19 protein-coding genes and 2 pseudogenes are annotated in these 17,668 nt (G+C 42.0%); 2 read left to right on the top strand and 19 right to left on the bottom strand.

What is annotated here, in order from left to right; all coding sequences use genetic code 11:
• Positions 1-396 precede the first annotated feature (396 nt).
• From HGH47_RS09165 to HGH47_RS09135, 7 genes are all read right to left on the bottom strand, one after another.
• The gene (locus HGH47_RS09165) at positions 397-1,746 is read right to left on the bottom strand and encodes an acetate kinase (RefSeq protein ID WP_432911932.1); all 1,350 of its coding nucleotides are present in this window, start codon (positions 1,744-1,746) and stop codon (positions 397-399) included.
• Between the two features lie 498 nt (positions 1,747-2,244).
• Complete coding sequence (locus HGH47_RS09160; RefSeq protein ID WP_212565975.1) at positions 2,245-2,691, bottom strand: hypothetical protein; 447 nt, start codon at positions 2,689-2,691, stop codon at positions 2,245-2,247.
• A gap of 132 nt (positions 2,692-2,823) precedes the next feature.
• On the bottom strand, positions 2,824-3,306 hold the full coding sequence (locus HGH47_RS09155) for a hypothetical protein (protein WP_212565974.1): 483 nt from the start codon (positions 3,304-3,306) through the stop codon (positions 2,824-2,826).
• Positions 3,307-3,310: 4 nt separating this feature from the next.
• On the bottom strand, positions 3,311-3,745 hold the full coding sequence (locus tag HGH47_RS09150; RefSeq protein ID WP_016522667.1) for a YkvA family protein: 435 nt from the start codon (positions 3,743-3,745) through the stop codon (positions 3,311-3,313).
• A 15-nt stretch (positions 3,746-3,760) separates the two neighbouring features.
• Entirely contained in the window at positions 3,761-4,000 is a 240-nt protein-coding gene (locus tag HGH47_RS09145; RefSeq protein ID WP_432911927.1) for a hypothetical protein, read from the bottom strand.
• Between the two features lie 43 nt (positions 4,001-4,043).
• Positions 4,044-4,478, bottom strand: coding sequence for a type II toxin-antitoxin system VapC family toxin (vapC, locus tag HGH47_RS09140; protein ID WP_212565972.1), 435 nt, complete (start codon positions 4,476-4,478; stop codon positions 4,044-4,046).
• Entirely contained in the window at positions 4,475-4,672 is a 198-nt protein-coding gene (locus HGH47_RS09135) for a type II toxin-antitoxin system VapB family antitoxin (RefSeq protein ID WP_212565971.1), read from the bottom strand. The genes vapC (HGH47_RS09140) and HGH47_RS09135 overlap by 4 nt, the downstream gene beginning before the upstream one ends.
• Positions 4,673-5,035: 363 nt before the next feature.
• Here HGH47_RS09135 and HGH47_RS09130 point away from each other — a divergent pair.
• Positions 5,036-5,437 (top strand): annotated as a pseudogene (locus HGH47_RS09130) (hypothetical protein); the annotation flags it as partial.
• 299 nt (positions 5,438-5,736) lie between these two features.
• Here HGH47_RS09130 and HGH47_RS09125 read toward each other — a convergent pair.
• The 10 genes and pseudogenes from HGH47_RS09125 to HGH47_RS09080 all read right to left on the bottom strand — a co-directional run bounded on the left by HGH47_RS09125 (position 5,737) and on the right by HGH47_RS09080 (position 13,395).
• On the bottom strand, positions 5,737-6,177 hold the full coding sequence (locus HGH47_RS09125; RefSeq protein WP_212565969.1) for a DUF5680 domain-containing protein: 441 nt from the start codon (positions 6,175-6,177) through the stop codon (positions 5,737-5,739).
• 32 nt (positions 6,178-6,209) lie between these two features.
• Positions 6,210-6,518, bottom strand: a pseudogene (locus HGH47_RS09120) (type II toxin-antitoxin system RelE/ParE family toxin).
• A 3-nt stretch (positions 6,519-6,521) separates the two neighbouring features.
• Complete coding sequence (locus HGH47_RS09115) at positions 6,522-6,785, bottom strand: type II toxin-antitoxin system Phd/YefM family antitoxin (RefSeq protein ID WP_432911922.1); 264 nt, start codon at positions 6,783-6,785, stop codon at positions 6,522-6,524.
• A 149-nt stretch (positions 6,786-6,934) separates the two neighbouring features.
• A complete protein-coding gene (vapC, locus tag HGH47_RS09110; protein WP_162662476.1) occupies positions 6,935-7,336 on the bottom strand; it encodes a type II toxin-antitoxin system tRNA(fMet)-specific endonuclease VapC in 402 nt (133 codons plus the stop codon).
• Entirely contained in the window at positions 7,336-7,557 is a 222-nt protein-coding gene (locus tag HGH47_RS09105; RefSeq protein WP_212565967.1) for a hypothetical protein, read from the bottom strand. Before HGH47_RS09105 ends, vapC (HGH47_RS09110) begins: the two co-directional genes overlap by 1 nt.
• 129 nt (positions 7,558-7,686) lie before the next feature.
• Positions 7,687-8,181, bottom strand: a complete 495-nt coding sequence (locus HGH47_RS09100) for a hypothetical protein (RefSeq protein ID WP_212565966.1) — start codon at positions 8,179-8,181, stop codon at positions 7,687-7,689.
• A gap of 446 nt (positions 8,182-8,627) precedes the next feature.
• Complete coding sequence (locus HGH47_RS09095) at positions 8,628-9,560, bottom strand: ABC transporter permease (protein WP_016670449.1); 933 nt, start codon at positions 9,558-9,560, stop codon at positions 8,628-8,630.
• A gap of 3 nt (positions 9,561-9,563) precedes the next feature.
• Positions 9,564-10,664 carry an ABC transporter permease gene (locus HGH47_RS09090; RefSeq protein WP_432911916.1) on the bottom strand — a complete coding sequence of 367 codons (1,101 nt, stop codon included), beginning with the start codon at positions 10,662-10,664 and terminating at the stop codon, positions 9,564-9,566.
• Positions 10,664-12,169: an ABC transporter ATP-binding protein gene (locus HGH47_RS09085; protein ID WP_432911914.1), complete on the bottom strand. Its 1,506-nt coding sequence runs from the start codon at positions 12,167-12,169 to the stop codon at positions 10,664-10,666. Before HGH47_RS09085 ends, HGH47_RS09090 begins: the two co-directional genes overlap by 1 nt.
• 134 nt (positions 12,170-12,303) lie before the next feature.
• Complete coding sequence (locus tag HGH47_RS09080; protein ID WP_432911912.1) at positions 12,304-13,395, bottom strand: BMP family lipoprotein; 1,092 nt, start codon at positions 13,393-13,395, stop codon at positions 12,304-12,306.
• Positions 13,396-13,624: 229 nt separating this feature from the next.
• On the opposite strand from HGH47_RS09080, the gene HGH47_RS09075 reads away from it, so the two are divergent.
• Positions 13,625-14,233 carry an ATP-dependent Clp protease proteolytic subunit gene (locus HGH47_RS09075; protein WP_432911910.1) on the top strand — a complete coding sequence of 203 codons (609 nt, stop codon included), beginning with the start codon at positions 13,625-13,627 and terminating at the stop codon, positions 14,231-14,233.
• 114 nt (positions 14,234-14,347) lie between these two features.
• Here the strand turns inward: HGH47_RS09075 and HGH47_RS09070 are convergent, their stop codons facing one another.
• Positions 14,348-15,520 (bottom strand): thymidine kinase, encoded by a 1,173-nt coding sequence (locus HGH47_RS09070; protein ID WP_212565961.1) that lies wholly within the window; start codon positions 15,518-15,520, stop codon positions 14,348-14,350.
• Positions 15,521-17,251 carry a signal peptidase I gene (gene lepB / locus HGH47_RS09065; RefSeq protein ID WP_212565960.1) on the bottom strand — a complete coding sequence of 577 codons (1,731 nt, stop codon included), beginning with the start codon at positions 17,249-17,251 and terminating at the stop codon, positions 15,521-15,523.
• Positions 17,252-17,668: the final 417 nt, after the last annotated feature.

The following is a 17,668-nucleotide window of genomic DNA, read 5'->3' as shown; positions in this document are numbered from 1 at the left end:
TTATGAATTCTTAATTCTTAATTACAAATTACCCATTACGCATTATCAATTAACAATTATCCATATATGATAGAAAAAATCTTCTTAATAAAGCAATTTTAATGAAAAAAGAACTCTGGTTGCTTAAAAAGAACCATGGTTACAGACAAGGGGAGTGAGGGGAGAACGCTGCCTGATGGCGAATTTTAGCAAAGCCAACCGTATCAGGCTGCTGTGTATATCCTCGCAAAATAAGTGAGGCTATTCAACCAGAATTTCGCCGCATTGCGGCTCAAATGGTCGCCTAACCTCACTTATTTTGCGCTGTTTATCTACTTGTCTGATACGGTTGGCTTTTTCTGAAATAAAAATTGCTCGCGCTTTTGCGCCATAGGGCGGAAAAGCGCGGTACATTTTTTACCGTGTGCCCGGAATCTTTACGACGATGTTTGCAAGCTCCGGTTTCTTTTCAAGGTCTTTTTTTAAGCCTTCCGCGCGAGCCTTGTTGACATAATCGGGCGACTGGAATGAATAGGTGAACTTGGTATGCACGTCGTAGGTACCCTTCATCAATGCATACGCATCTTCCGTCATAACGAGCTCTTCGTCGGTGGGGATAACGAATATCTTTACCGGCGAGTCATCAGCGCTGATGCAGGTTTCCGCGTTGCGGGTGCGGGCAAGCGCATTCTTCTTGGGATCAATCTTAATGCCGAGATGAGTTAAGCCTTCGCAAACAGCAAGCCGTACATCGAATCCGAATTCGCCGACACCGGCGGTAAAGACAATTGCATCCGGTTTTTGACCAAGCGCGGCGATATAGGCGCCGAAGTATTTTTGCAAGCGATATACTTCCATATTAAAGGCGAGCCGTGCCCGTTTATCGCCTTCTTCCATTGCCTTAGAAACATCGCGGCGGTCAACATATTGTCCGGTAACGCCGAGCAAGCCTGATTTCTTGTTCAAGGCGGTATCCATTTCCGCCGGCGTCATGCCGGTTTTGCGCATAATATAGAATGGAAGCGCAGGGTCGCAGTCGCCGGAGCGGGTACCCATAACCAAGCCTTCCAATGGGGTCAGTCCCATCGAGGTGTCGAAGCACTTGCCCTGCTTAACGCAGCACATCGATGCGCCGTTCCCGATATGCGCAATGACGATATTGGTATCCTCCGGCTTTTTCCCGAGGATGACGGCGGCGCGCTTGGCCGTGTAGAGGAAGCTGGTGCCGTGGAAGCCGTAACGGCGGGCGGAATATTTTTCGTACCATTCGTGGGGGATGGCGTACATAAAGCTGGTTTCGGGCATCGTCTGATGCCACGCTGTGTCGATAATCGCGCAGTGCGGAACATTCGGCAGTACTTTCTGAGCAGCTTCGATACCCATAATATTGGCGGGGTTATGCAGCGGCCCTAAGTCCTGTACTTCACGGAACGTGTTAAGGATTTCGGGGGTTACGATAACCGACTTGATAAACTTATCCCCGCCGTGGGTTACACGGTGTCCGACAGCCTTAATCACATTCATGTCGGTGATAACACCTACGGACGAATCCGTCAGTGTTTTGATAATAAGTTCAACCGCATGGGTATGGGTGGGGCAGGGGCTTTCCAGCACATATTTGTCTTTTCCCTTTGCCTCGTGGGTAATACCGCTGCCGGGCTGTGTTACCCGCTCTACAACGCCCGATGCAAGGACGCTTTTATTGTCCCAATCATACACCTGATACTTTACCGAAGAACTGCCACAGTTCAATGTCAAAATAACCATAAAAAACTCCTATTTATGTATAATAAATGTAGAATGCCGATAGAGATTCCCTTTTAGGAGACCTCTGTCACCTATGAGATTTCAGTATATAGCGAAATCGGGGGAATGTCAAAAAGGAATCCTGCCACTTGGAATATTTCAGATGCGGGAGCTTTCCTCCAGTGTTCGTATGGAGTGAATTTCGCAAACAGAATGCATATAAGCCGTAAATGAGCTCCTCGCTTTAATCAGCACTTCCTTAGATGTATAATTCATTTTCTTGCAAAAATAGAGTTTTTTAAATCATCTACATGATCGCGTCTTTGGTATAGCATTCTGAATAGATCTATTACTGCTTGCTGATAGGCTGGTCACATAACGGGCGGCGGATAAGCTGCATTTGCGCCTTTGCTGTCGCGAAGCGTAAGACAAAGTTGGCGAGAAAGTTGCGGTGCCGTATAGACACAGCAAGCAACTTTCGTGACAAAACAAATGTCAGTATTGAAGAGGGGTGTTATGCTATTCTTCAATATATAATTTGTCACGTTCAATATAAAATATCTTTCCATTAGAATCTAACTCTCTTATATTTTCGATTGTACTTTCAATATTAGCTTTTATAGAATTATTATACCTGTCCCGAGTTATTTCTCTAATACCTGTAATTATTGATTTTATTTCAATTACTTGTTGTTGCATTTTTATATTTGAAGCATTTTTTAATTGATGAATTATAATATCAATTTTGTAGTCTAACTGTTTTACTGTGTTTAAAAAGAGAACATCATCATCTGTATTTAATACAGACTTTATATCTTCAGCATTTTTTTCTGTAATACTTGAAGACAAGAAAAGAACAATCAATTTTAAACAACTTCGAGTTTCATATGCAAGTTTCAAGAAATCTTTATTTCTTCCCAATTCATTTCTAAGTGAACCATCTGCTATTTTATTTCTTTCTAACAATATTTTTAATTCATTTATTTTTGAATTTAATCTATTTTCAAAATAATAGATTTGTGAAGTTAGATTGTTTATTGTTGTAATTATATTTGAAATAATAGAATTTCTATAAGTCTCTAATTCTAAGATTATAGTCTAATCATTTTTTATTTCTTGCAGAAATATTGTTGAAGAAAAAATCAAAGCTTCTTGTGTTGTATCAATCTGATGCTGGACTTCTTCGATATTTTCCGTAAGAGCTTTTATCGATTGATTGATTTGAGCCATAAAATATTGACCGGTAATCATTGAAACCACTGAAAAAACTGCTAACGGAGATACTAAATTTGATAATGATTGCAATCCCTCTTGTCCAACAATTCTACCAGAGCCATCAATTATACTAGTTGTATTTAAGCCAGCATTTGTTCCATTTTTAATTTCCATTAATGTTCCTGTAACGCCTTTAGGAAAAATAACTTTGTAAGATTTTGATAACTGCTCTGCTGTAATCATATTGGGAATTTGATTAATAAGCATATTTGCAGAACCTATTTCTTTTCGATTCTTGCGTTCTTCAGTATCAGGTAAAACTTGAATAGTAGGAAGTTGGTAAGTATTATTTCCGATCATTTCCATATTTCTATTTTTCCTCGGCATATTCTTCGTCTAATATTTTCGAATTCTGTTTCCATGTTTTATACTTATCCAAATCACCTTTTACAAATGGAATACATAATCCTAAAATAAAAATATCATCAAGCCATCCAATTACAGGGATAATATCTAAAATTAAATCAATTGGGGATAAAATATACAAAAGTGTACATATTATTGCAGCAATAGCACCTACAGGAACTTCTTTATATTTTCCAGAAAAAACATCTTTCAACATTTCAAAGAAAAGTGGTATATAATCAGCATATTCTCCAAAATTTCCTTTTTTTACTTTTTCTTTAATCTTTTCTTCATTTTTAAATACTTTTTCAAAATCATTATCTGTATATTGATATGATTTGAAGCCTTCAAATTTTTCACTTGCTTTAACTTTTTTCTTTTCATCAAATTTTTCAGACACAAATTCCTCCATATATTACTGCAACGCATTCAGGCGTGTGAGCATAACGGGCGGCGGATAAGCTGCAAGAAGCGAGAAGGCCGTAAGGCTTTTGAGCTTCGCCGTCAGCTTAATTTGCGTGTTGGACGGCGCTGTGCGCTTGACGACGGGCGGATGTTCCACCGCCCGTTGAACCTGCATTGCCGTGCCCGTATAGGGTTTGGCGTGGAAATTGCATAAAAGAAGCGTAGCCGCTTTAGCGGCGCAGCGACACAAGCAATTTACATGACAAAGGCTTTTGTCAGTGTTGAAGCGGGTGTTAGAACGTTTCTATATCCCATTTATTTTCATTAATAATATCTATATCAATATATTTTTTATAATTCCAAAAATCCTTATCTAAAGAAAGTATAGAAAAGTTATTATTCACTGCTACGCTACAAATTAAATAATCAATATGAGAACCTTGTAACCCATGTTTCCGGCAAAGATTAAAATATTCAGCAGCTGTCTCATAATCCTTTGTTGTTATTTCAAAGTCTGAAAATGTTTCAAGCCTCTGCCTCAGAACTATAAAGGTATTTAAATCAGAAATGCCGCTTAAAATTTCTTGACGTATCGGGCCAAGCATTATCACACATCCATTTCGTATCAGATTGATCAAATACAATTCAAGATTTTTGTCTTTTTGACAAAGCTCTCTTTTTCTGAGAATCAATGACCACACCGATGTATCTACAAGTATAAAATTCATCTGCTTCTCATTTTTTTGTAATCATAGTCTGAATCATATTCTATCTGGCCAAACATTTGTATCAGTTCTTCCGATTGCCGCCTTTGGATAAACTCCTTTAAGGCTGTATTCACTGTTTCTTTCTTTGAATGGTAACCGCCTATCTTATAGGCCGTTTCGAGAAGTGTTTCGCTTATTGCAAGATTCGTAGCCATACTAAACCTCCACACATATATTATACACATAATAGTGTGTAATCGCAAGGAAAATACAGTATAGTATCTTTTACGGTAAGTTGTAAAATAAAATGCCCAAAAAAGGAGAAAAAAAACGGTTCACCTGAACCGAAAAACCATTATAATGAGTTTGTGAAACAAGATAATAGGAGGAACAGATGAACCGTCTTGATAGTAGTACAAAAAGAAGAACGCGGACATACTTGAGCGAAAGAGAGCGCTACAGTATTGAACTCTTATTAAAAGAAGAGTTCAAGCCAAAACAAATAGCTAGAGACCTTACAGCGGGATAGAAGAACTATCGAGCGGGAAATAAAAAAGGGCACCGTCCGCAAACGTATTGAAAATGCATACCTCAGCCGCAACCCTCAGGTACCCGATTATCTTGAAAAAGTCTTTTATTCTGCAAAAACAGGACAAGAATATGCTGAGCGCAAGAAACTATGGAAAGGACGTGACTTAAAGATTAAAGGCGATCAGGCACTGTTGAAGCATTTAGAGAAGCGTATTGCAGACGATAAGTTCTCTCCAGATGCGGCTATAGGAGAAATAAAAGCGCAGAGGCTGACCTTTTCAGTGAGCATTTGCACTGGGAAATGGATGCAAGTGGTAGGTAAAGGCAAAGCTTGTCTGCAAGTCCTTACCGAACGGGTAACAAGGAAAGAACTGATAGTTAAGATACCCAATAAGAAACCGGAAACGATTGTCAAAACAATCGATATATTAGAAAAGCAGTATAAAGAACGCTCGTATCAGCGGATAGCATAAAATCCTTTTTGGGGCAATACCTCTTGCAATTTATATTTCATATTTTTTACTACTCGTGAATAAAGACATCTCTATGACCGTCCGAAGGACTTATAACTCTTTGATTCTCTGAACAAGTTTTGAAATCTGCTTAACCTGCATTTGTGCCTTTGCCGTCGCGCAAAGCGGCGGCAAAGTTGGCGCGAAAGTTGCATAAAAAGGGAGCCAGAGGCGACCGCCCAAGCAAGTTTCGTGACAAAACAAATGTCAGCGTTGAAGGGGGTGTTAGAACGCTTCTACTTTATCAACCCGCCATGAAAATAACATTCATAAACTTCTTTTCCGCAGAAACTTATTATTTCTTTCCCTTGAAACCAATCAAAATTCCCATTTATAGAACATTTATATTCATAACTACCGTCTTCATATTTTTCCGGACCTCTAAACGGTTTTTCAAAAGGAACATTCAATAATGCTTCCTTCAAAAAATCTACATTAAAATTTTCTCCAGTCACACGTCCAATATAATTCATGCTCCAATACGGATTATCTGCAATCCAAAGAGCTTCTTCTCCGGCAAATTTTTCCCCGCCAAGATAGGTATCATAATACATAAAATTATTTTCACGATATACTAAGTCATGTGATTTTTCTCTTGAAGAAACCGTTTCAGATCCTTTTCCTGCATACGTTTTCTGTTTAGCTTTTATTAAAAACTCAATTAGTTTCTTGTCCATTTTATTCCTCAATCGGTGTAAAGTCGCTATTTTTAAATCAAAGTCTCTTCATCCCTCCGTGAATATAAAATTCGTCTCACTTCCATTATATGATCAATTACCACATACCAAACCGTATAATTGCCTACATTAATCTTTCTATACGGATATGGGCGTTGTTTTTTTGATTACCATACGGCAAAAGATTCAGGAGATTCAAGCCGTTCAAGAATAGCTGCTTCAATTTTTGAAAGAGTATTTTCTGCTGCAATCGGATTTTCCAAATTATTCTGAATATAATTCACAATTTCGCTCAAATCCTGCTTGGCTAGAGGAAGGTAGCATAAAGTATATTTGCCCATCAATCAGCTTATTTTGATTTGGGAACGGATATGAGAAAAAACTTCTTCATGCGAAAGACGAGCATTTGTTGATGCCGCTTGAGTATCCGCTTCATTAAGTTGGCTTTCAATAGTATGTGTAAGGCTTTCGTACAAATCAAGACTCATCACAACCATAGAGCCATAACCATTTTTTGTAAGGAATACAGGACTTCTGTTTGCTGAAACTATATTTTCTATTTCTGAAAATTTATTACGCAGATCTGAAACAGGTCTAATGTGCATCATACGAATCTCCATTATCAAGATAATATCATAATTTTATCATAATATCTAGGAATTTGTAGAAAAATGTCAGCAATATGTCGTTCTAACTTGCGTTTTAAACCGCAACGCAGCTTGCCTGCGCTGTCGGCTTTGAAAACGGTGTTAGGTTTTCATTCTTCTACCCAATCTTCAATTTTCAAATCGGTTACTCTTGAAAATTCATTCGTATTGTGAGTAATAAGAGTCGCTTTTTCATGCAGTGCGGCGGCGGCAATAAGCAAATCATTTGCACCTATCAGTGTACCTGCATGCTCCAAATCTTTTCGGATTTCTGCATAGTCGTAAGACATTTTGTCTGTAAAATCCACAATTTCAAACGGCTTTAAAAATTTTTCCACTTTCTCTGTAGTCTTTTCTCTTGTCTTGCTTTTAAATGCACCCAGCAAAAGCTCTCCTTTTACTACTGAAGAAATTTTTATCTCTTTTGGTGAAACTGACAAGAATTTTTCTCGAACAGACGGATACTTTCCATTCATAAAGTAAATGCAAGTGTTTGAGTCTACAAAATACATTAAAAAGCCTCTCGCATTCCAAGTTTTGGTTGATCCGGTCTGGTAAATGACGAATCTGAAACAGAACCGAACAAATCAGCCCAGCCCTCCGGATAATGCGGTTCTATCCTTTCCATAATTTTGCTTACAACCCATTTTGAAAGCGACATTTTTTCTGCATGAGCTTCGTTTTCAATTTTGAGAAACTGCTCTTGCGTAACATACAATGATAATTGCGGCATTTTCGCACCTCTTAGTATAAAAGTATAACATTTTATCGCAAAAATCAAGTATGTTTACAAGTATATTATAAAAAAGGCGGGATTGCCCCGCCGTACAAAATATTCAGCCAAGATTAACTTGGCTAAATATTAATCTAAAGCTTTTTGGGCTATATCTTTTTGAATACTATCAAACTGAGTTTTTTCAATTTTTGATAGCTTAAACTCCTTGTTTTTATCATAATACCCATGATAGTATATTGTTTCATTACTATCATCATTTGCGACCAACTTAGGATCAATTAAAGCACTTCCCTCGACTATAAATGCTTGTTTCCCATAGACATATGGAATATAAAAGGACTGTGAACGCAAAACTGCATCAACCAAAGCAACAGCTCCAGGCACTTTTCCTAAAGCATTATCGACTGCGTCTTCAATAGTTATATTCCCTTTTGTTGGAACGAATACAACTATATGGCAAACATCTTCGCCAAGAACTCTATTGCTATTTCTTTGATATTCATTTGCTCTACTCCACTCAATGTTTTTGGTCGATATAACAGTGAATGTTCCTAATCTAGTAGCACAACTTGTAAAAAAAATACTTGCTAAAATTGCAAGATATAAAAATAGTTTTCTCATAAAATCCTCCTATGATTTTATTTCCTTTTTTGGAGAAAATCTGTCGGAAGATTTATCTTACTAACAGCAAGTGGCGCACTGCGCCATCAACCTAACATCTTTTCGACCTTTCCTCATAATACCATAAAAACTACCCGTTTGCAATCTAAACTGCTACAAGATAAGCAATTAATCTTTCTTCCATAGTATCCACCGGAACACATCATCAACAGCCGGATTAGGCCTATCTTCACTAAACAGGTTAAAGAAAAATTACTGCCTATCTATGGGAATCTGCACCTCGAGAGCATCGCGGTTGAGGATGTAGGTGTAAACCATAACCGAGCAAGAGGCAGAAAATGAGGTTATCAATAAGTGAAAAAAGATGTAATATTTTGAATTCCTTTGTAAATCTATATCAATCAACACCCCCGACGTAGAGCGCCGGGGTGTAAAGGGATAATTTTTTAATACGGTTCGCCGTTTGCTTTAGGCGCGGCGGAGTTTTTACTGAACAGCACGAGGGCTATCAGCGTAACGAGATAAGGGAATATCTTGAGCCACACCGGCGGTATGCCGCTTAAAGCGGGGATAACCTGCGAAACATTCGCGACGGTACGGGCAAATCCAAAGAAGAAGGTTGCACCGAGGATACCGAACGGTTTCCATTGACCGAAGATCAAAGCGGCGATAGCCAAGAATCCGAGGCCGTCTACGCTGCCGTTAAATTCTCCCGAATAGGTTACGAGGATAATGGCGCCGCCTAATGCGGAAAGCGCACCGCTCGCACATACCGCGAAGTACCGCATCCGGTGTACATTGATACCGGCGCTCGCAACGGCGGATGGGTGTTCCCCGCAGGCACGCAGCCGTAATCCGAATGAGGTCTTATACAGCAGTATCCACGATAAAATCAGTATCGCCAATACCAGCCACGTACTCCAGTATGCCTGCGAAAAGAAAAGTGGACCGAGTATGGGAATCTTTGAAAGCCCGGGGATGTCCTGTCGGATGATGCTTGCAACACGCACGTTGCCTGATCCCGTTACGGTACGGGCAATATAAATCGTCAATGCGGCGGCAAGCATATTGATAGCGGTACCGCTGATAACCTGATCCGCTTTTAGCGTAATCGATGCAAAAGCGTGCAGCAACGAAAAAAGGATACCGGCTATAGCTGCTGCCAGCAATCCGATTGGAATAACAATCCCTGCCGGAACAGAGTGCTGCAATAAATTGATGACTACCGCTGCGGAAAAACTTCCGATCAGCATCAAACCTTCAAGGCCGAGGTTCGTAACACCGCTCCGTTCGCTGTATAATCCTCCGAGGGAGGTAATCAAAAGGGGAATTGTGTATGCAATTACATAGGGAAAAATTAAGGTTAAAATATGCCACATACGTTATACCTCCTCTGCAGAAAGCCCGGCTGTTTGGCGTGTGCGTATCTTTTTGGAAATCATGGCCCAGAACCGTTTAAAGAGCAGGCTAGTTGCGGTAAAGTAGATGATAACCGCAATGATGGTATCCGCAATTTCCGGCGGAACAATAGTGTTCGCGCTCATAAAGCCTTTGCCGACGTGCAGCACACCGAAGAAAATTGAACTGAGTGCAACTCCAATCGGTGTCCCTGCGCCGAGCAAAGAAACTGCGATGCCATCAAACCCTTGCGAGGGCATTACGCCGATCTGCATATTCAGCGCATAGCCGGTGTAGTAGGTAAGCCCTGCCAAGCCCGAAAGCGCTCCCGCTATCATCATCGAAATAACGATATTCCGGTTTACTTTAATTCCTGCATACTCCGCACAGTTGCGGTTATAACCGACTGCTTTTAATTCAAAGCCGAGGGTTGTTTTGTCCAAAATAATTTTAAGAAGAATCATTGCAAGAATGCCGAGAAAGATACCGTAGTTGACGTATTCACTGCTGAACAAGTTGGTAAGCCATGGAGTACGAAGCGAACGGGCAACTGCAATGGATTTACTTTCCGTTTCCAGATATTCCGCTTTTAAGTAACCCGGTACGATATAAAAGACCAACCAATAGGCAATCCAGTTCATCATAATGGTGGAAACGACTTCGTGTACATTGAACAGAGCTTTTAATAGACCGGGAACGAGACCCCAAACCGCACCGCCTGCGACACCGATAAGAATCAGTAAAATAAAAAAGAGCGGGCGGGGCATGGACGTTGCCGACAACGCAAACATACTGCCGAGCAATCCGCCGATCAGCATTTGCCCCGAACCTCCGATATTAAAGAGACCGGTTTTAAATGCAAATGAGACGGAAAGGCCGACCAACAAAAGCGTCGTTGCCGTTGCAAGCGTATTCCCGATACGTTCGATGTTCATCAAACCGCCGCGAAAAAGATAGCTAAAGGCAATAAAAGGGTTTTCACCGATACAAACGATGAGAATTGCTCCTGCAATTAAACCGAGCAATACGGCAGAAAGGCTGATTACGAGGGTATTATCCGCAAGCGCCGTGTGTTTTTTTATCATCACTGTTGGCCTCCATGTTTGTGCTTGTCCCCAGCCATCATCAAGCCTACTTCTTCGACTGTGGTTTCTTCCGGGCGGACAATACCGGTTAATGCGCCGCGGTGCATGACCGCAATTCGATCCGATAGGTTGAAGATTTCGTCCAACTCAAAGGAAATGAGTAAAACTGCCCGTCCTCTGTCGCGGTGCTTTACCAATTCTTTATGGATTGCTTCAATAGCGCCGACGTCCAACCCGCGGGTAGGCTGCACGGCAATCAGTAATTCGGGGTCAAGGGCAATTTCGCGGCCAAGGATAGCCTTTTGTTGATTTCCACCGCTCAAGTTGCGTGCTGCGGAATAAACGCCTTCACCCGAACGGACGTCGAATTGTTTGGTGATATCGCCTGCAAATGAGAACATCTTGTTTTTATGCAGGAAGCCGTGCTTTTGGAAAGGTTCTTTGTAGTACGATTTAATAATCGTGTTTTCGGCAATGGAATACTGCATAACCAACCCGTGCTTTTGGCGGTCTTCGGGAACCAAACCCATACCTGATTCGTTACGTTCGCGGATTGAAGTTTGGGTAATATCCTTACCGCAAAGCAGAACAGATCCTTCCGCGACCGGCATTAAGCCTGAAAGTGCATGAACAAGCTCGCTTTGTCCGTTCCCGTCTACACCTGCGATACCGACGATTTCACCCTTGCGTACTTGCAGCGAAAAATCGTTGACAGCAGGTACTTTTTTTGCCCCGATAACTTTGAGGTGTTGTATATCAAGCACTACTTCACCGGGTTGGGCGGGGGCTTTTTGTACTTTAAATTCAACCGGACGCCCGACCATTTTTGCCGCCATCTCATTTTTGGAAGTAGTCGCAACGTCTATCACGTCGATAAGTTTTCCTCTCCGTATGATGGTGCAGCGATCTGCAACGTCCTTAATTTCCTGTAATTTATGGGTGATGAGGATAATGGATTTTCCTTCTTTTACCAGATTCCTCATTATTTGGATAAGTTCTTCAATTTCTTGCGGAGTTAAGACAGCGGTCGGTTCGTCAAAGATCAGCACTTCCGCATCACGGTACAGCATTTTTAAAATCTCTACGCGCTGCTGCATACCGACCGTTATATCCATAATGCGTGCATTCGGATCGATTTGTAATCCGTAGCGGGCGCTTAATTCTTTAATCTTTTTTTCGGCCTTATGCAGGTCAAGAAAAAAGCCGCCTTCTTTCCCGAGGATAATATTTTCGGTAACGGTAAAGTTATGTACAAGCTGGAAATGCTGGTGTACCATACCGATACCGAGTTCATTGGCATCATTCGGATTATTGATAACTACCGGCTTACCGTTTACGAAGATTTCTCCCGCATCGGGGTGATATAAACCGAATAAGATACTCATAAGGGTGGATTTACCTGCGCCGTTTTCCCCGAGAATTGCGTGGATTTCCCCTTTTTTTACCTGCAATGTTATATCATCATTTGCAACAATACCGGGGAATTCTTTGCGGATATGGCGCATTTCGATAGCATATTGTTCAGACAGATCAGGCCTTCCTTTATTTACACTGTAAACTTTTATCTAATTAACGAACAAAGAAAAATCCGAGGTATATGCACTCATACAGCCTCGGATTCACAAAAAACGATTATCGATTAACGGAACAAATCGCCCTGCTTGTCGGCAACGACGATGGCTCCCGATTTGATCTGCTGATAAATTTCATCTACTTTCTTTTGTACATCATCGGAAAGATTGGGGTTTTCAGGAGGAATACCGACCGCATCTTCTTTAGCAGTCAATACAAGTGTGGCTCCGCCCTTGAATTTTCCGTCGAGTTCATCTTTGATCATATCATAGGACGCACGATCGACATACTTCATTGCAGAGGTCAGGATGATCGATTTTCCGTCGGGGAGTAATCCTTCGTTATACTGATTGACGTCAACGCCGACAACCCATACGTCTTTTCCAACCTGACGACGTGCTTTTGCTTCGTTGATAACGCCAACGCCGACACCGCCTGCCGCCGCGTGGATACAGGTAACGCCGCGGTCAAACATAGAAGCTGCAATCTGCTGTCCCGCTGCGATATCGCTGAATGTCCCCTGATATACAAAGTCTTCCGGATGCATTTCGATGTTTGTTCCGAGATTTTCATTGGCATATTTGATACCCTGCTGCCATCCCCAGTTAAACTTCTGGACAGCCGGGATTTCCATACCGCCGATAAAGCCGAAACGACCTTCCTGCAACTGGAGCGCTGCGGCAAGTCCTGCGGCAAAGCCTGCTTCTTGTTCGGCAAAGAGAATACCGATGGTATTCGGTCCGTTTTGAGCATCATAAGAATCGGCCGGGTGAGCGTTACCGTCGATGATAACGAGCTTTGCATCAGGATATTTTGTCTGGGCCTTGAAAATTGCGGTTTCAAACTTAAGGCCGGGGCACACGATGAATTTATATCCTGAATCATAAAGGTTGGAAATTTCTTTTACATAGTCCGCTTCGGTTGTCCCGACCGGCTTTAAGTATTTAATTTCAACGCCGAGTTCTTTTTCTGCGCGGATAATACCTTCCCATGTTCCCTGATTGAATGATTTATCATCAATCGTCCCCGCGTCGGTAACCATACCGACTTTCATAGCTTTCTTTGCCGTTTCTTCGCTCTTTGTACATGAGCAAATGACAAACGCACTGAATACCAGTAGAGCTGTTCCCAGTACTGTTTTTAAGCTTATTTTTCGCATATTTGCGCCTCCTCAAATAAGTTGAGTAAGTATACCTCAATAGAAATGCCGTGTCAAATCGTTAATACTGAGTTAATGTAGAGTAATCGCATCAGAGTTTTTTTAACAGCTCCGCAGAATAATCTAATCCGGTTTGCCGCTGTACTAAAGCGATTTTTTTTAGTATGTTAGAACCTCAACGGTTTTTATGGTAACCGTATTTTTATTTAAACTTATAAAGGGCGGCTGAATGAATACTTTTTATAACGCGGAAGAAACATCAAAAGAAAAAACAAACGATAGCGCGAATGAGCAGCTGATGCAAAAATTCCTGAACACTCGTCAAATTATCTTATCGGGTGAAGTGAATAAAGAACTGGCAGAAAAGGTTATCCGTCAGCTGTTGATACTTGAAGCCGATTCCGCTTCAAAACCGATTTATGTGTATATCGATTCTCCTGGAGGAGATGTTGATGCCGGTTTTGCGATTTTTGATATGATCCGGTTTATCAAACCGCCGGTTTATACGATCGGTATGGGATTAGTAGCCAGTGCAGGCGCACTTATTCTTTTAGCGGCGCCGAAAAACTACCGGCTCGGGCTCCCGAACAGCCACTACCTCATCCATCAGCCGTTATCCGGCATCAAAGGGGTCGCGACGGATATCGAAATCCATGCAAAAGAAATCGAAAAAATCCGTGCAAAAATAAATGCGCTTATCGCCGAAGAAACCGGTAAGGATGTAGCGGACGTTGCAAAGGATACCGACCGTGACTATTGGCTTTCGGCTGATGAAGCAGTCTCTTACGGGCTGATCTTACAGGTCATTAAAACCCGCAGCGACCTTCCCAAAAAATAAAAACAGCATCCTTGACGCAGTGTATAGCCGTAAAACGTCAGGTACTAACCCTTTCACATGGATAACAGGCGGCTCTTAATCTACATGGTTGACTTCAATTTTAGAGCCGTCTGTTCAGTTCCACACAAGCGGCCGTTTGTTATCGGACAGCCGCTTATCAAGATATTCCTTATTTAAGTGCAGCTCTTTTACTAATGTCCGCATTTGATCGGCGGAGAGCAGGTTCTGTTCGGCAAAAAGGAAGATGAGCGCCCGCTCCGCAATACAGGGAACGCGGAGAGCATTGATCCGTTCCGGCGAAGGATTGGCACAGTCGAGGTATTCAGCCTTAAATGTATTGAATAATACGGAATGCTCCATATCATTTTGAATTGCTGCCAGCTCCTGCATAAGCGGCTGCATATTTCCTCTGCTTGCTTCTATTCCGAGCGGCTTTAACGTAAAGAACGTGTATTGCTTGCCGGGTAGAAAATGATGCTGGTCGCAGCGGGTACAGTAATTCGGCTCGAAGGGATCTTCTTTTTTGCGGTCTCCGCCGATGATAATCAGCGGATCAAAATAGAGTGCGGGACATTCAACACCGTTTACAATATAATAACGATAGGTGTTGTAGCCGTTTTGCAGACAATCGGGATGTTCGCAATAGGCGGAGAACGGATATATTTCCGTCGCTGTTTCCACTAAGAGCCGCGCCGTCGCATTGAAGATTTCGCCGCGGAAGTTTAATAGCAAGGTCGGCATAACAAACACAAGCCCGCGCCGGTCGCTTTCCTTTTTAATCACGTATGCAAGCCGTTCGTCGTAGAAAGCCGCCTCGTCGATAATCCACGTACCGATGTGCGGGTTTTCCTGCAATAGTTTTTCAAGCGCAAACGAATTGCCGACCGTCGCGATATTTTCTCCACACCGTTGATAACCGCCGCGGTAAGCAAGCGCGTCATCAGGATAATCGGGGAACCGTTCTTTATCGAGGCTGTAGCGCGCAAAAAACGTGTACCGTCTATCCGCCGAACCGATGCCGCTTGCAGGGTCAAACAAGTCTTTTTGAGAGTTTGCACCGCTGGTCAGTTTTTGCACGGCGCCGCTTTTGGTACGGGCAACTTGCGCATCCCGCCATACGTTCCCCGCATATTCTGTTTTTCCCGAACCCATCGGGCCGACCACCAGAATACGGCGAGAGGCAGTAGTAAAGTCAAAATGAGCTTTCGGCTCATGCATCAATAAAGAAGGAAAACCAAGGTTTTTAAACCAAGCGTTAATCTGTTCTTGTGCGGGTTCCAATTGCATTTATAAAGCTCCAAATCGTGAGAAGGGAAATACCCGCAGTATTGTTGTGCCGAGTATTTTTTCTGCAGGGACATATTTCGGTTCGATATTACTTAAAAATCGAATTGATTGCGCATCGTTTTTATCAACAGAAGTTAATTTAAAAACAGTGGTATGGCGCATATCGGTTGAATTGAACCGGTTGTCGCCCATCATAAAATATGCGTTTTCGGGAATGTACTCATCCGCTCCGGCAGGGAAGACATTCATATTGCGCTGATTAGTCCATACAAGATAAAAGGCGTAATTTTGCGCTTCTTGCAAAAGCCTATTTCGCACTTCGTCGTTGATGAATTGCTCCGCCGTAGCGTTTGCGCGGAATAGCTCGATATTGCGGATAACGATTTTACCGAAGCAGAGTTTGATAAGCGCATTTAATTGCGCAAACCGTTTTTCGTATAATGAAGCGTGCTGAGTATCGCCGCTTTGCCAATAGGGTACCCACCCTGTCATAAAGCTGCGGAACCATGCAAGCCCGCCGTTGGTGGTTAAAATTTCGCGGCTTATCGTATCGTTGGCACGGAAGAGTGCACTCATTTCATATTCGGATTCTCGCAAGAAATCTGCAGCTGCCGCCGTATCCTTATTATCTTTTAAGAGAGCAAGACGTCTAATAAGCGATTCGGTTTGCCGTACCGCATCGGCTAAGTTGAGTTCTTTCCGCTGCGATTCAACCGCTTCCAGCACACGCAGTTCTTCGGCGCCGATGTATATGTCTTTGATTAAACGGCGCTCCGATTCAGGCAGACTCGCTAAATCCCAATGTGCATAGAGACTATCTTCTTCTACCGGTAAAAATTCGGTATCGCCGCGGTGTTTAACGTACAAAACCCCGTCGACCAGCATCAGCTTTTCGCCGGGAAGCCCCGTAACCCGCTTTACCAGCGGATCCGCTTTCAGTTTGCCATTATCATCAGTATTGATATTAACTTGCGCAAGGGTGAGCATATATACCAGCTGCGACATAAAAGTTTTAAGCCGCGCCTTGGGCGTATTGGGATAATTCGGATTATTTAAGATAACAATGTCGCCGCGTTTGTAGTGCTTCCACTGAGGAAGTCTAAAAGAAGAAAGCGGGAAAGCAGGCCCCGAAGGGGTTTTAACGCCGATCACCGTATCGCCGATCATAAATTCAGGCACCATAGATTCCGAAGGAATGCGGTATACTTGAAAGATAAAGATATTGACGAGCAGCACAAAAAAGATTGCATAAAAAGCGGCATCGACCCATTCGAGTAATTCAATGAATAGTGATTTTAGTATTTCGCCGCCTTTTTTACCCTTGCGTGGAAACATCTTTTTCTTTAATTGAATGGGTTGAATATCCGGAAAATATTTTTTTAAATTTTTATTTTTCAGATAATGAACGGTAACGGCTTTTAAAATAACGATACCGAACCACAGCAGTGCAAGAATGGCATCCAACATATAAGGTGAATGTTCTACAAGTGCACGGGAGCAGATAAAACAGGCAATCATAACAAACGGCCAGTAATCAAAGAGCTTTCTTGTGATAACCAGCGAGATGTAAGTTCCTTTCCGCTTTAATTGCAATTGCGAATACACAAGCGCCGCAGAAAAAACGATACCGGCAATGCTCCCCGTAATGGCTAAGCCGTGTATATTATTGACAACTAATAAAAGTGAAAAAATAAAAGACAGTCCCGTACAAATACGGAAAAATATCACCATGGATTACCTCGTAAATGATTTTTTATTGTAGCGGTTATCATTCAGAATGTCAATTTTTCGATTTGTGCATTGTTCATAGCATTGCTGTACTTTCGTACGCCGTACCTTGAACAGTTAATAATAAAATGATAGTATTTATTCCTAATTAGAGAAAGCTGATACGGGGACTCATAATATCAGCATTTCTCTATTGGCAAGCGTTTGCTTGCTGCGCATCCTACAAGTGAAGTACCCCCATAATTACAGCGGATTTTCTAGCAATTATTCACTGCTAACACGGACGGTCTCCACGGTATTCAATGTAATGCAGTAGTTGATGTATAATTCTATTATCAAAAGGAGATACTTGACAAAATGAAAGAAAAAAGTATAAAAAAACCACTGTCCGCGACAACCCGCCAACAGCTCACCAACAAC

Origin of the sequence: Treponema sp. OMZ 805, from assembly GCF_050937395.1 — a bacterium.
GTDB lineage: Bacteria > Spirochaetota > Spirochaetia > Treponematales > Treponemataceae > Treponema.
Note: the sequence above shows the minus strand (reverse complement) of the source record. Positions and strands in the feature narration are given on the sequence as shown.

Coding starts and splice junctions, on each gene's coding strand:
- HGH47_RS09165 (WP_432911932.1), bottom strand. CDS start 1,746: ATGGTTATTTTGACATTGAACTGTGGCAGTTCTTCGGTAAAGTATCAG.
- HGH47_RS09155 (WP_212565974.1), bottom strand. CDS start 3,306: ATGGAAATGATCGGAAATAATACTTACCAACTTCCTACTATTCAAGTT.
- vapC (WP_212565972.1), bottom strand. CDS start 4,478: ATGAATTTTATACTTGTAGATACATCGGTGTGGTCATTGATTCTCAGA.
- HGH47_RS09135 (WP_212565971.1), bottom strand. CDS start 4,672: ATGGCTACGAATCTTGCAATAAGCGAAACACTTCTCGAAACGGCCTAT.
- HGH47_RS09125 (WP_212565969.1), bottom strand. CDS start 6,177: ATGGACAAGAAACTAATTGAGTTTTTAATAAAAGCTAAACAGAAAACG.
- HGH47_RS09115 (WP_432911922.1), bottom strand. CDS start 6,785: ATGATGCACATTAGACCTGTTTCAGATCTGCGTAATAAATTTTCAGAA.
- vapC (WP_162662476.1), bottom strand. CDS start 7,336: ATGTATTTTGTAGACTCAAACACTTGCATTTACTTTATGAATGGAAAG.
- HGH47_RS09105 (WP_212565967.1), bottom strand. CDS start 7,557: ATGCCGCAATTATCATTGTATGTTACGCAAGAGCAGTTTCTCAAAATT.
- HGH47_RS09100 (WP_212565966.1), bottom strand. CDS start 8,181: ATGAGAAAACTATTTTTATATCTTGCAATTTTAGCAAGTATTTTTTTT.
- HGH47_RS09095 (WP_016670449.1), bottom strand. CDS start 9,560: ATGTGGCATATTTTAACCTTAATTTTTCCCTATGTAATTGCATACACA.
- HGH47_RS09090 (WP_432911916.1), bottom strand. CDS start 10,664: ATGATAAAAAAACACACGGCGCTTGCGGATAATACCCTCGTAATCAGC.
- HGH47_RS09085 (WP_432911914.1), bottom strand. CDS start 12,169: ATGCGCCATATCCGCAAAGAATTCCCCGGTATTGTTGCAAATGATGAT.
- HGH47_RS09080 (WP_432911912.1), bottom strand. CDS start 13,395: ATGCGAAAAATAAGCTTAAAAACAGTACTGGGAACAGCTCTACTGGTA.
- HGH47_RS09075 (WP_432911910.1), top strand. CDS start 13,625: ATGAATACTTTTTATAACGCGGAAGAAACATCAAAAGAAAAAACAAAC.
- HGH47_RS09070 (WP_212565961.1), bottom strand. CDS start 15,520: ATGCAATTGGAACCCGCACAAGAACAGATTAACGCTTGGTTTAAAAAC.
- lepB (WP_212565960.1), bottom strand. CDS start 17,251: ATGGTGATATTTTTCCGTATTTGTACGGGACTGTCTTTTATTTTTTCA.